Annotated in this window: 13 protein-coding genes; 4 read left to right on the forward strand and 9 right to left on the reverse strand. The window is 64.8% G+C overall.

Going from position 1 to position 12,734, the window contains the following annotated elements:
* Window positions 1-147: 147 nt before the first annotated feature.
* The 6 genes from ACYQ4W_RS11850 to ACYQ4W_RS11875 form a co-directional block, all read right to left on the reverse strand.
* Window positions 148-1,992: a M99 family carboxypeptidase catalytic domain-containing protein gene (locus ACYQ4W_RS11850; protein WP_459856833.1), complete on the reverse strand. Its 1,845-nt coding sequence runs from the start codon at window positions 1,990-1,992 to the stop codon at window positions 148-150.
* Window positions 1,964-2,635 (reverse strand): hypothetical protein, encoded by a 672-nt coding sequence (locus tag ACYQ4W_RS11855; protein ID WP_459856835.1) that lies wholly within the window; start codon window positions 2,633-2,635, stop codon window positions 1,964-1,966. Before ACYQ4W_RS11855 ends, ACYQ4W_RS11850 begins: the two co-directional genes overlap by 29 nt.
* On the reverse strand, window positions 2,635-3,906 hold the full coding sequence (locus ACYQ4W_RS11860; RefSeq protein WP_459856837.1) for a L,D-transpeptidase family protein: 1,272 nt from the start codon (window positions 3,904-3,906) through the stop codon (window positions 2,635-2,637). Before ACYQ4W_RS11860 ends, ACYQ4W_RS11855 begins: the two co-directional genes overlap by 1 nt.
* Window positions 3,907-3,977: 71 nt before the next feature.
* The gene (gene pyrE / locus ACYQ4W_RS11865; RefSeq protein WP_459856839.1) at window positions 3,978-4,541 is read right to left on the reverse strand and encodes an orotate phosphoribosyltransferase; all 564 of its coding nucleotides are present in this window, start codon (window positions 4,539-4,541) and stop codon (window positions 3,978-3,980) included.
* Window positions 4,541-5,845 carry an adenylosuccinate lyase gene (gene purB, locus ACYQ4W_RS11870; RefSeq protein WP_459856842.1) on the reverse strand — a complete coding sequence of 435 codons (1,305 nt, stop codon included), beginning with the start codon at window positions 5,843-5,845 and terminating at the stop codon, window positions 4,541-4,543. The genes pyrE and purB overlap by 1 nt, the downstream gene beginning before the upstream one ends.
* 126 nt (window positions 5,846-5,971) lie before the next feature.
* The gene (locus ACYQ4W_RS11875) at window positions 5,972-6,265 is read right to left on the reverse strand and encodes an FmdB family zinc ribbon protein (RefSeq protein WP_459856845.1); all 294 of its coding nucleotides are present in this window, start codon (window positions 6,263-6,265) and stop codon (window positions 5,972-5,974) included.
* 381 nt (window positions 6,266-6,646) lie between these two features.
* Here ACYQ4W_RS11875 and ACYQ4W_RS11880 point away from each other — a divergent pair, with 381 nt between their 5' ends.
* Together ACYQ4W_RS11880 and ACYQ4W_RS11885 are read left to right on the forward strand one after the other, a co-directional pair.
* A complete protein-coding gene (locus tag ACYQ4W_RS11880; protein ID WP_459856847.1) occupies window positions 6,647-7,147 on the forward strand; it encodes a hypothetical protein in 501 nt (166 codons plus the stop codon).
* 126 nt (window positions 7,148-7,273) lie between these two features.
* Window positions 7,274-8,143, forward strand: a complete 870-nt coding sequence (locus ACYQ4W_RS11885) for a PilZ domain-containing protein (protein WP_459856850.1) — start codon at window positions 7,274-7,276, stop codon at window positions 8,141-8,143.
* A 116-nt stretch (window positions 8,144-8,259) separates the two neighbouring features.
* Here the strand turns inward: ACYQ4W_RS11885 and ACYQ4W_RS11890 are convergent, their stop codons facing one another.
* Complete coding sequence (locus ACYQ4W_RS11890) at window positions 8,260-8,697, reverse strand: hypothetical protein (RefSeq protein ID WP_459856852.1); 438 nt, start codon at window positions 8,695-8,697, stop codon at window positions 8,260-8,262.
* Window positions 8,698-8,836: 139 nt separating this feature from the next.
* On the opposite strand from ACYQ4W_RS11890, the gene purM reads away from it, so the two are divergent.
* Entirely contained in the window at window positions 8,837-9,889 is a 1,053-nt protein-coding gene (purM, locus tag ACYQ4W_RS11895) for a phosphoribosylformylglycinamidine cyclo-ligase (protein WP_459856854.1), read from the forward strand.
* A gap of 73 nt (window positions 9,890-9,962) precedes the next feature.
* Here the strand turns inward: purM and ACYQ4W_RS11900 are convergent, their stop codons facing one another.
* Together ACYQ4W_RS11900 and ACYQ4W_RS11905 are read right to left on the reverse strand one after the other, a co-directional pair.
* Window positions 9,963-11,519: a sensor histidine kinase gene (locus ACYQ4W_RS11900; RefSeq protein WP_459856857.1), complete on the reverse strand. Its 1,557-nt coding sequence runs from the start codon at window positions 11,517-11,519 to the stop codon at window positions 9,963-9,965.
* A 163-nt stretch (window positions 11,520-11,682) separates the two neighbouring features.
* On the reverse strand, window positions 11,683-12,339 hold the full coding sequence (locus ACYQ4W_RS11905; RefSeq protein WP_459856859.1) for a lactate utilization protein: 657 nt from the start codon (window positions 12,337-12,339) through the stop codon (window positions 11,683-11,685).
* Between the two features lie 145 nt (window positions 12,340-12,484).
* On the opposite strand from ACYQ4W_RS11905, the gene ACYQ4W_RS11910 reads away from it, so the two are divergent.
* On the forward strand, window positions 12,485-12,682 hold the full coding sequence (locus ACYQ4W_RS11910) for a hypothetical protein (protein WP_459856861.1): 198 nt from the start codon (window positions 12,485-12,487) through the stop codon (window positions 12,680-12,682).
* Window positions 12,683-12,734 lie beyond the last annotated feature (52 nt).

Here is a 12,734-nt window from a genome sequence, read left to right on the forward strand (position 1 = left end):
CGCCAGAACAGGCAACAGGGATTGGTCTTACGCAGGCGGATGCTTTGCCGCTTGCTTGGCCGCGCCAGTCGCCCTGCCGGGTCTCACAGCGGCAAGCGGCGCAAAGGGTTGGGCCCCGGCAAGCCAGGACCATGCCCGTCGGCGCGGCTAGTAGACTTTCTTGTGGGGCACGGGCGTGCCGGAAAGGCGCTTGGCCGCTTCGTCCGGCTTATCCGCTGCGGCGCTCTTGTCCGCGCTCTTGTCCGCAGCCTTGGCCACGGTTTTCGCCGCCGGCTTGGGCACCAGGGTCATGACGCCCAGCCCGGCAAATGTCGTGGCCTGCTTGAGCGAAAGCAGCTGAGGATGGTCTGCGTCGATGCGGAACTTGTCGCCGGGCTTGAGCGGACGGTTCCCAACCAGGGGAAGGATGCGGCTGGACAGTCCGTTGCTCGCGGTCTCGGCCACGGTGTACTCGCCGGGCGCAAGGTTGATCTCCCCGCCGCTGGCCCAGTGCACGGTGACGGCCTGGCCCTTGGCGTCCACAAGCTTGATGGACTGGACCTTGCGCGGTTCGATGTCGACGTAGAAATACGCGGGCCTTGCGCCCTTGGTCTCGCGCGCGATCTGGTAGCGCACGGCCCCGGCCACGGGCGAGGGCAGGCGGTACTTGTCGATGAAGGCGTCGGGGTCGAGGATTATCTCCCAGCCCATGTCCTGGCCGTCGTTGGCCTGCGGCCGGGCGGTGTAGCCCTTGAAGTTCAGCACTTCCCGCCACTTGCTGCCCAGCACGCCCTCGATGATGAACTGGTCGCCCGCAACGGCGCGCAGACTGCCGCCGTGCTTCACCTGCACGCTTTTGCCGTTGAGCCAGCACACGAACACCGGCGGACCGGCCGGAAGCGGCGGCGGCATCTCGCCGGAGAAGCGCACGCTGGTGGACGAGACCTTGCGGCCGTCCACGCGGGTTTCAATCTCGCGGAAGGATTCCAGGGCCATGCGCGGCGAATCCACAAGGTTCTGCCCCTGCCGGTCGGAGGCGAACACCGCCACCACCTGACCGTGGGGATCGCCCTTGGAGCCGCTGTCGATCTTGAGGGTGCCGCCGGGCTGCACGGCCACGGACTGGCCGTCGAGCTGCTTGCCGTTGACCTTCACGCTGCAGGAGCGCTCGTACAGGCGCTGCACCTCATTCTCGTCGATGTGCGGCGGAACGATCTCCACGCCGCAGTGCCGCAAGAGCACCGAGGTGGCGTAGACCTGATGCTTCACCTTCCAGCCCAGCGCGCCGATGTTCTTGCTCACCTCCACGGCCATGGCCGGGATGTTCAGGTTCGACAGCGCATAATAGGTGAGCGACTTGCGCATTTCCGTGGCGTAGCGGCTGTCGGGCTCGAAGGTGCGGGTGTTGAAGAGCTTGAACTGGTAGTCCGGATCCTTCACCGTGGTGTTGATCTCGTGCAGGGCGGCATTCACAAGCTGGGCCAGGTTCAGACGCTCGTACACATTGGCGTCGATGATGACCGACTGGCCCCAGCGCGACGGGTTGCGCAGGGCGCTGACGTAGACGGGGTCGTAGAAGCCGGAGCCCTCGTGCAGGTGGATGAGCGCGCTGGACTGCGAGAGCAGAAAACGCACGGCCCGCGCCAGGCGGTCCTCGTAGAACTGGTTGTAGTCGCGGTCGAAGCGGCGGTTCATGTCCACGTTCACCGCGCGCTGGTGCACATGGATGGAGGGCACGTTGGCCCGGGGCACCACGATGAGGTTGCCCTTGAGCACGCGGCTTTCGGCTATGTACTGCGCGGCAAGAAAGCCCGTGGGCTCGTCGCCCTGGATGCCGCCCTGCACCATGACCGTGGGGCCGGGGGTCTCGCCCTGGATGAACACCACGGGCAGGGGGTACTGCGTGCCCTCGAAAAAGACGAAGCCCGTGCGCGCAGACGCGGCCGCCGGAGCGGCCGAGGCCGCGAGCAGCAGAAATGCGAGGCTAATTGCCCAAAGAGTACGTTTCGCCAAGAATCACTTCCCCGTCGGAATTCTTGATCTCCACCCGCAGGCCGAGGGCCTCCCTGCGGGTCAGTCCTTCCGGCACGCGGGCACTGGCGGAGATGCGTTTGAACCGGGTTATCTGGTAGGTCAGATCAGAAGCGGTGGCGGCGTCAAGTTCGGTGAGCGAGCCATCGTTGCGCAGCAGCAGCAGGGTTATGCCGCCCGAGGCGGAGCCCTGGGCGCGGTTGTTCAGGTCGAAGGTGGCGGTGAGGCTTGCGCCCTGCACCTGGGCCTTGAAGTTCTCGACCGTGATGGTGCCCGCGTTGACCTTGTGGAAGGCGCGGTTCGCGGCCTGGGGCGAGGCGTCCGGCGCATGGCCCTTGGCGGGCTTGCCCGGGGCTGCGTCGCCCTTCTGTATCTTTTCCAGGTTGCCCAGGCGCTCCAGGTTCACCTGGGCCTCGGCCAATTTGACTTCCAGATCACGGCGGTCCTGCAGCACGCTGCGGTAGCCCACAAAGGACCGCAGCCCCACGATGAGGCCCAAAAGGACCAGCACCCCGACGCCGATGGAGAACCACAGCAACAGCTTGAGCCGCCTCGGGCTGACGCGCAGAGTTTTGACGTCCGCGTCGTCGCGCATGAAGAGCACGCTGTAGCTGCTGTTCGGCATCAGCTCTTACCCCAGTTCTCGCTTAGGATGACCCAACCGTCGCCGCGGGGGGCGATGACGAGCGTCTTCGGACCCTTGTCCGAATGGCCCGAGCTGTCCTCATAGGTCTGAATGAAGCTGACCTTGAGGCCCTTCTTGTGCATGGCCACCTCGACCTTGTCCGCGGCGATGCGCACGGGGGTCTTGCTGGTCCACAGGGTCTTCTTGAACTCGCGGATGGCATTTGCGTTGGACTGCTTTCCGTTGGTGGCGTCATCGGCGTAGAAGGCCATGTACTTGTCGATGTCGGCCGAGAGCCAGGATTCCATCCAGCTCTTGAGCATCTTGTCCACTTCGGCGCGCTTGGAGGTCAGGTAGCGGGTCTCCAGGGGGCCGGGCGCGGCCTCGGTGTACTCGCCGCCGACGATGCGCCAGCTGCCGTCCTTCTCCTTCTGCCAGTAGAAGCGCTTGCCCACGGCGGAGATGAGGTCCTGGGTGCGGTAGAACTGGTCGAAGGTGGTGACCCAGTAGTCCGGGCCCTGAATGACGCGCACGTTGTCCACCATGACGTGGATCCACGGCTGGTGGGCGAAGATGCCCTGCTTGTGGCTCTTGAAGGAGGGGAAGCTCACGCCCTCGGTCTGGGCGAACTTTTCGGGCTGGAAGTACTCGAAGAAACGCTCGCGCTTGTTCTGCCAGTCGTTGGCCCACTGGCGCACGCGCTCGGCCAGCTGCTGGGCGGTGGCGTCGTTCTGCGCGTCCTTGGTCCAGGTGAGCTTTTTGGCGATGACGACAGGAGTGCCGTAGGGCAGGTGTCCGTCAAGGCTCTTGATGTCGTTGGCGGAGAGGGCCACGCAGCCGCGCGTGTCGCGCGAGACCACCTGCTTGCCGCGCCCGTGGATCCAGATGCCGTGTCCGGTCTTGCCCTTCAGGCGGTCGACCGGGTTGGGGAAGTTCAGGCTGAAGGCATAGTTGCCGTAAAGCTCGAAGTCCAGCTTGCCCGGCACTTTTTCTTCCACGAAGTACACGCCCTCGGGGGTGCGCTTGTCGCCCTCGCGGGTCTTGTCGCCCTGGTCCTGGCCCGTGGTGCAGGTGAACTTGCGCAGCACCTCGAGCGGACTTTTCTTGCCGAACATGTAGAAAGTTTGCGTTTCCTTGTCGATGCCAAGGATAAGCTCCGGACCCGTGGGCTGCGAGGAAAGATGCGTCTCCCAGCCGGAGCCGGCCGCGAAGGCCAAGGCCGGAGCCAAGGCGAGGCCTGCCAGAAAAAGAAGCGTGCGTACGGTTTTCAAGGCTCTTCCGCGGTCGGTTGCGGCGCCATACCCGGTCCCTGCGCGACGGCGACCTGGACGCCCGTTATGCCTCAGCCCTTGGCGGCAGCCAAAAGCTCGTTGCGCGTAAAAATCGACGTCAGCGTGAGGCCGGCCTCGGCCAGCTTCTCTTTGCCGCCTTCCTCGCGGTCAAGAACGCACAGCACCGCGCCAACCTTGAATCCGGCGGCGCGCACGCGCTCCGCCGAGGTGACGAGGGTGCCGCCCGTGGTGACCACGTCTTCCAGCAGGGCGATCTCGTCGCCGGGGGCGACGTTCTTCAATCCTTCGAGGAACTGGTTGGTGCCGTGGCCCTTGGACTGCTTGCGGATGATGAGGGCGGGCAGGGGGTGGCCCTCAAGATGCGAAAGCACGGAAACGGAAGCCACGAGCGGATCGGCGCCGAGAGTCATGCCCGCAACCGCGCGCGCTCCCGAGCCTTTGAGCATGTCGAGGAACAGCTTGCCGATGAGATAACCGCCCTCGGGGTGCAGGGCGGTTTGCTTGCAGTCGAAATAATAGTCGCTCTTGCGGCCGGAGGTGAGGGTGACCTCGCCTTTGACATACGACAGCGCCATGAGCAGGCGCGCGAGTTTTTCTTTGGATTCCTGAACCATTATACCACCCCGGGACCGAAGACGCGCTCTAGTATCGTCGTCACGTAACGCAGGTAATAGCAGGGGTCGAACAATCTTTCAAGAGTTTCTAGACTTAAGTGTTTGCGAATTTCGGCATCATTGGTCACTTCGTCGCGGAAGGGCTTGCGGGTGTCCCACGAGCGCATGGCGGCGGCCTGGACCATCTCGTAGGCGCGCTGGCGGGGCAGGCCCAGCTCCACAAGCTCGACCAGCACCCGTTGCGAATAGAACAGGCCGTAGGAGCCTTCCAGGTTGCGCTGCATGTTTTCGGGGATGATGCGCAGGTTCTTCAAAAGCCCGGCCAGGCGGTTCAGCACGTAGTCGGCCAGGATGGTGGAGTCGGGCATGATGACGCGCTCCACGCTGGAGTGGCTGATGTCGCGCTCGTGCCAGAGGGGCATGTTCTCCATGCTGGCGATGGCGTTGGTGCGCAGCAGGCGGGAAAGGCCGCAGAGGTTCTCCGCGCTGATGGGGTTCTTCTTATGCGGCATGGCGCTGGAGCCCTTCTGCCCCTTGGCGAAGCCCTCCTCCACCTCCAGCACCTCGGTGCGCTGCAGGTGGCGCAGCTCGGTGCACAGGCGCTCCACCCCGCCGCCCAGCAGGGCCAATGCGGTGAAGTAATGCGCGTAGCGGTCGCGCTGGATGATCTGCGTGCTCACGGGGTCGACGCCGAGGCCCAGCACCTCGCAGGCGATGGCCTCCAGCTCGGGCGAAAGATGGGCATAGGTGCCCACCGCCCCGGAAATCTTGCCCACGCGGATGTTCTCCACCGCGGCGGTGAAGCGCTCCTTGTGGCGGGCGAACTCGGCGTAGAAGCCGGCCATCTTGAGGCCGAAGCTGGTGGGCTCGGCGTGGATGCCGTGGGTGCGGCCCATGCACAGCTGGTCCTTGTGGGCCAGGGCCATGTCCTTCAAGACGCCAAGCACCTTGTCGATGTCCGCCAGGATGAGCTTGCCCGCGCGCACCAGCAGCACGGCGTTGGCCGTGTCCACGATGTCGGAGCTGGTGCAGCCCAGGTGGATGAAGCGGGCGGCCGGGCCGACCTTCTCCTCCACCGCCGTCAAAAAGGCGATGACGTCGTGGCGGGTCTTCTCCTCGATTTCGAGGATGCGCTCCACGTCGAAGGAAGCCTTGTCGCGGATGGTTCGCATGTCATCCTGCGGGATGACGCCCAGGCGGGTCCAGGCCTCGCACACGGCCAGCTCCACTTCGAGCCAGGCTCCGAAGCGGGACTCCATGGTCCACAAGGCTGCCATTTCAGGACGGGAGTAGCGTTCGATCATGGGTGGTATCCGTCAGGTGCTTTGCTGGTCCAGACGGCCGTGGTCCGGATGAGGGAGCGGCGGCCGCCGCGCGCCGGGAAAAGCGCATGAAAAAGGCAGCCGGTGGCTGCCTTTTGTTCCGTATGACTAGCTGCTGGCCGCCGTGCTTGTCGCGGCTGGAGCCGCGGCTGGCTTTTCGGCGGGTTTGGCTGCGGCTTCTCCCGCGGGCGCGGCCGGGGCCGTGCTCTCAGGGGTGTGCGCAGGTCCGGAGTAGCCGCTGGCATACCAGCCGCCCCCCTTGAGCACGAAAGAGGTGCTGGAGATGATCCGGCTTGCGGTGCCGCCGCACACGGGACACGGAATGTCCCGTTCTTCGTAGTCCTTCTGCCATTCCTCGAAGATCTGCTTGCAGTCCTGGCAGTTGTACTCGTAGATGGGCATGGAATTTCCTCCAAACCAAAACGGGCCCTGAAGGCCCGGAAAGGACGGGGCGGCCCGAAGACCGCCCGCCAACCTGATTCCTATTTGCTCTTGGCCGCAGCCTTGGCCTCGCGAATGCGTTCCTTGAGGCGTTCCTCGCGACGCTTGCGACGACGGCCGATTTCCTTCATTCTCTCAACTTTCTTATGCTTGCCCATGTGTCCTCCTGGGAAAAATGCGCGCTACGCGCCTTGACTGCGCGCTTCCTAGCGCACATTGCCCTGTATGTAAAGCGTCGTCCGCGGCTGTCAAGCCCCGCCCTTGACGCGGGCCGCCCCAGGCCTCATTATCACCGGGCGGGTTCACACCCGCGATAATCAAATCGACCGAGGAGTCGCAGCAATGATCAAAAACACTCACACCCAGGCGGTGGCCGACATCGCCGAGGTGTTCATGTTCGAGCAGTGGTTGAGGCATTATTACGCCGTGGAGAAGAACGGCAAGCTCCTGCTCGAAATTCCCGAGGACGACGTGAAGGCCATCTACGAGCACGAGGAGCACCTGGCCCCCCTGCTCGACATGCTGAACAACACCGAGATCAGCTACGAGAAGTGCCAGACCTCCGTGTGCGCCTTTGTGGGCGCCCGGTACGACGGCTCCAAGTACGGCCCGGACGTCATCTCCAAGGCCATGGACTCCAAGGCCTTCAAGATCGAGCTGTACGTCTTCGGCGTATGGCTCAAGGGCCACGAGGCCTACCTCGACGAGCGCAAGATGCCCTTTGCCGAGTGGCGCGAAATGTACGCGGGCTGGAACAGCCTGGACCAGGTCAAGGAATACCGGAAAAAGCTTCTTGCCGGCGGCGGCGACCCCAACCGCCCGGCGACGAACGCCGTGAACTAGAAAAGTTGTCCCTGGACCAGGGTTTGCATGAGAAACCGCCAGGGCCGGACGGCGGATCTTCGCCTCCCGGCCCGGTTTCCTGCGGCTTCATGATATGACCACCCCTGGCAAGCGAGGTTCTACAACGTGTGCGCCCTCTGGTCCCGGGAGAACGACGACGCCAAGCGCAAGCAGCTGATGATCCTCGATCTGCTGGAGGACATCCGTGACCAGCGCTCCAAGCTCAAGCTCGAGTTCGACGAGGGCATAACGAGCATCAAGGATTTGACGGGCACGCTGCTGGACTATGACGCCGGCGGCATGACCATCGAGGTTTCGAGCCTCAAGAGCGCCACCCAGGCCTTCAACGGGGCGAGCCTCTCCTGCTTTTTCCGGGTGCGCGACCGCGAGGTGCGCGAACGCGAGCAGTACCTCACCTTCGACACGGTCGTGCGCGAGGTCACCCTGCGGCCAAGCGGCGTGGTGCACTTCAGCCTGGCCTTTCCGCAAAATCTCAAGAGCGCCCAGCTGCGGCGCAGCGTCCGCGTCAAGGTGGACGCCCGCAAGGTGCCGGAGCTCACGGTCTGGCCGGATTTCTCCGCCCGGCAGGACATGACCAAGCTCAAGCCCCTTTTCTCGCCGGAGCAGATGAAGGAAAAGCTCTACAAGGTCGACAACTTCTCCGCCAACGGCGTGCGGCTTCTGGTCAACGCCGGGCTGATGCGCGAGGCCATGCCCCAGCCGCTCAAGGGCGAGCGCTTCGCCATGAACTTCCGGGCCGTGGCCGCCCCGGGTACGCCGCCCGCCATTTTCTGGGTTCAGGCCGCGCTGCGCAACGTGTTTTACGACCCGCAGATCAGCGAAACCGCCCTGGGCTTCGAGTTCGTGGCCGAGGGCTTCATCGACGAGGACCTGGGCATGGTGTGGAAGCCGCTGAAGTTCGACGAGGTTTCCGGCCTGGGCAAGTTCGTGTTCAAGTGGAACCTGGATCTCTACCGCGAAAAGGGCATGGGCTAGCGCGGCGCGTCAAAAACGCGGCAGGCGGCCCTTTGGTCGCGGGGTGGATGCGGACAAGGCAGACGACGGGCGGTTCCGCGGAGCTGCCCTTTTTTGTGTCCAATACCCGCAGCGACCTACCGGCCGTATGGTCCCGTGGGCACGATGGGCCGCACCTGGATGGGCTGCTCCTCGAAGGACGTTTTCGGCTGCACCTGCTTGGGCGGCTTGTGGATCATCACCGTGTCGCCGCTCTCCTCGTCGCGCCCGAGCGTGATGCTGTGCTGGCCCGCGTCGGTGCCCATTTCATAGTCCCGGCGGTTCTTGGCCGTGTCGATGTTCGGGAACTTGCTTTTGTGGACGCTTTCCGCGCCGGGGCTTCCGGCGCCCTCCTCCAGCATCTTCATGGGCACGGGCTTCTGGGGCGGGGGCGGAATCTCCGCCGGGCCCTTGACGGCGTTTTGCGCCAGGCCGGGCGCGCAAAAAAGGCCCAAGCCAAGCACAGCGGAAAGAGCAACCGCGCGCAGGGCGGACGCAGGCGTTATTTTGCCGCGGCGAAGCAGAACGGGGAACATGGCGACCTCCTCGGACATCCGGCCTGGCCGGAGGGCTTCGGAATTAAGATTTGAATCTTGCCCGGCTTCAGTATACACTGCGCGGATACAAAGAAGCAACGGCCCAATACCGACGCCGTTTCATGCAGGAGGAGAAAACATGTCCCATCGCGCCGATGCCTACAAGGCTGCCGGGGTCAACATCGACGAGGCCAACGCCTTTGTGGAGCGCATCAAAGCCCTCGCCGCCAGCACCCACACCAAGGGCGTGCTCTCCGGCATCGGCGGGTTCGGTGGGCTGTTCAAGCCCGACCTGGGCAACATCGCAGCCCCTGTCCTCGTCTCCGGCACCGACGGCGTGGGCACCAAGCTCAAGCTCGCCTTCGCCTTCGGCGGACACGACACCATCGGCATAGACCTGGTGGGCATGAACGTGAACGATGTGCTGGTGCAGGGCGCCCGGCCCCTGTTCTTCCTCGACTACTTCGCCACCGGCAAGCTCGACTCCGACGTGGCCGTGCGCGTCATCTCCGGCATCGTGGAAGGCTGCCAGCAGGCCAAGTGCTCGCTGCTCGGCGGCGAGACGGCGGAAATGCCCGGCTTCTACCCCGAGGGCGAATACGACCTTTCCGGCTTCTGCGTGGGCATGGTGGACTACGAGCGCATCGTGGACGGCTCGCAGATCGCCAACGGCGACGTGATCATCGGCCTGGCCTCCAGCGGCCCCCACGCCAACGGCTACTCGCTCATCCGCAAAATCTACGACGCCTCCGGACTCAAGGGCACGGACATTCTGCCCGGCGACACCGTCACCGTGGCCGATGCGCTCATGGCGCCCACGCGCATCTACGTGCAGCCCGTGCTCAACCTGCTGCGCGACCTGCCCATCAAGGGCATGGCGCACATCACCGGCGGCGGCTTTTACGACAACCTGCCCCGCGTGCTGCCCAAGGCCGTCACCGCGCACCTGCGCTTCGGCTCCTGGCCTGTCACCCCGGTGTTCCTGTGGCTCAAGAACCAGGGCAAGCTCTCCTGGCCGGAAATGCTGCAGATCTTCAATACCGGCATCGGCTATGTGCTCATCGCCAAAAAAGACGTGGCCGAGGACATCATGAACCGCCTCTCCGGCATGGACGTGCCGGGCTACGTCATCGGCGAGATCAAGACCCGCGTGGAGGATCAGGAACAGGTGCAGGTGCACTTCCCCGAATAGCCCCTCCCGCCCTTCGCGGAAACAAAAAGCCCCGGCACGCCGGGGCTTTTTGTTTGCCCTCCGCCCGGGGGCTCTACTTGTCGTCTCGTGGAAAGCGCAGCACGAAGCGCGCGCCCGGTTCGCCGTTCTCCGCCGTCAGGCTCCCGTGCAGCTGCTGGGCCAGGCTGCCCATAAGCAGCAGGCCCAGGGTCCCGTGCCCGCCAAGGTCAAAGCCTTCCGGCAGGCCGGGGCCGTTGTCCTCCACGGCCAGCACCAGGTCGTCGCCCTCCGGGCGCAGCGCCACGCGCAGCAAGGGATCTTCCGCCTGGGCAAAGGCGTGCTTCAAGGCGTTCATCACCAGTTCGTTCAGCAGCAGGCCGCAGGGCACGCATTGGATGATCGGCAGGCGGACATCCTCAAGGACGAACTCCGTGCGCACCGGCGGCCGCGCGCCCTCAACCAGGGTCCGCACCAACTGCTCCACATAGCCGCGCATGTCCACGGACGAAAGGTCCGCCGAGGCGTACAGATGCTCATGCACCATGGACATGGTCTTGAGCCGCTTGCGGCTTTCCTCGAACAGCACGCGGTCCCTGGGGTCGACGACATACTCGGCCTGGAGCGTCAGCAGGCTGCTCACGATCTGGATGTTGTTCTTCACCCTGTGGTGCAGTTCCTTGAGCATCACTGTCTTTTCGTGCAGGGCCGCGCGCACCACCTGTTCGGCCTCGTCACGGCGCTGCTCGGCCACATCAAGGGCCCCGCCGACCCGCCGCGCCACAACCAGCACGACCATTCCCACAAGCGCGGCGCTGGCCATGGCGATGCCCGCCACGACAAGGGCGTTGCCCTCGCCCACATACGGCGCGCTCCATTCCTGAATCAAAGAATTGCCCAGCGAAAGCGCAACCATGAGCGGCACAAAGGCCCGCAGCAGGCTGGCCTTGGTCGTCGGCCCGATGAAGAGCCGCAGAGGCAGCTGCTCCGGTCCGGATGCGCAGACCAAAACCGCGCCAAGCAGCATGAAGGCAAAGGCCGTGGACCTGGCCATGGGCACCACGCCGGATCCGTAAAGAAGCGGCGTGCCAAAGGCATAGCCGAGGAGAAAGACGCAGCCGTTTGCGGCCACGGCCAGGCCCAGCAAACCCGCAAGGGGCCCGCCGGCGGCGCGGGAGCCGCCGTTCCGCCAAAAGGTGGCCATGGCCGAGATGCTGGAGAGGACAAACAGGGTTGCCGTTGCCGGCGACATGTTCACATGCGGCGCGCCGGTCATGAGCGTCAGCTGGCGGAACCACCAGTCGAGCAGGCCCGAGGAGCTCCCGGAGCCGTAACCCGCCAGGTTCAGCAACACAAAGATTCCGGCCAGGGCGGCCAGAATCAATCTGCCCGGCGAGGAATGCATGCGTGAACGCGCTGCCACGGGCAGCAGCGGCAGGGCCAGCAGCAGAAACATGGCGGCCGTGCTGGGGGCCATGGGCACCAAGAGCCGCGCGGAGCTGTCCAGAATCCGCGTGCCCGTGAGCCCGCCAGCCAGGCCGAGCACGGCGGTGACAGCGAGGAACAGCGCGCAGAGGAATCTGGTGCGCTCTATCGGCGCGGGCGGCAGAAGCGGGGAACTTTCGATTTCTGACGCAGCATCGCGGCCTGGCATAAGCTCCTGCTCCTCGTGAACGTGCGGGGCGCGGAGCGCCCAGGTTCGCGGAGCATACAGAAGAGCGGCAGTTGTCGCAAGGCCATGGCGATTTTCCGCGCAAGGGCGGGGCGCCGCAGTGCGGTCAGCCCCGCCCGTTGGCTTGGCCGGAGTGGCGCAAAAGCTAGTACCCCAGGTCCTCTCCCACCAGCAGCACATGGATGCGGTCCTTGACGCTGGAGCCCTCGATGATGGTCCAGGCGTTGCAGATCTTCGTCTCGCTGCGGCAGTTGTGGCAGCGGCCGTCCTCGACGCAGGGGTTCTTGAGCCCGAGGGGACCGGCGAGGCGCATGTTGTTTGCCGGGGCGGCCACCGTGCGCACGCGGGCGAAGGCGGACTCCAGGTCGGCCACGACCTTGTTCATGCCCACCAAGAGCACAACCTTCTTGGGCCCGAAGATCATCGGCGCCACGCGGGTGCCGCTGCCGTCCAAATTCACCAGCCGCCCGTCCAGGGTGAGGGCGTTGGTGCTGGTCACCAGCACATCGGCCATGAAGCCACGGCGGCGGATGTCGAAGGCCTCCTCCGGGGTCAGTCCCTTTTCGTAAGGATCCATGAGCGTGACGCCAGGCTTGGCCGCAATGGCCCCCCACAGTCCCAGGCCGCCCACGGATTCCGAACCGCAGCGCAGCACGCTGGCCGGGCCGGGAATGAGCGCCAGCAATTCGGCTTTGGCCGCTGCGGCCGTGGGGCAGTAGCTGGCCGCCATGCGCCGGTTGCCCAGCTGTTTGATGAGGTGCGGGGCGAGCTTTTCGCGCTGCAGAAGAACGGGTGCGTCCATGTGGACCTCCAATGCGGTTTTGTGCCTGCAATATGCGCGGGACCCTACGGTGCGTCAATGACGGTCATATTTGTCAGTATCAATATAAGCGTTGACATAGTTGGCGCCCTACAATACGTATAGATGGTCCTACGCAGGAGCGGCCATGAACAATCCCCCCAGACGGAAGAACAGCGTCATCACAGGCCAGGATTGCCCGCAATCCGGCGTTTGGCAGGCGCAAGGCGTCGTCTTGCCGCCGCTTCTCGTGGCCGAGGGGAGCATCATGCCCGCGGCCGGGGGCAGGGTCGTCACGTGGCTGCTGCTTGAGACGCGCGCGCCCCAGGCCGATCCCAGCACATAGCCCCCTGCCCTTTTCCGGATCTTGCGTCCGTTGGCCGCGCAGGCCATCCGCC

Source organism: Humidesulfovibrio idahonensis, assembly GCF_054657715.1.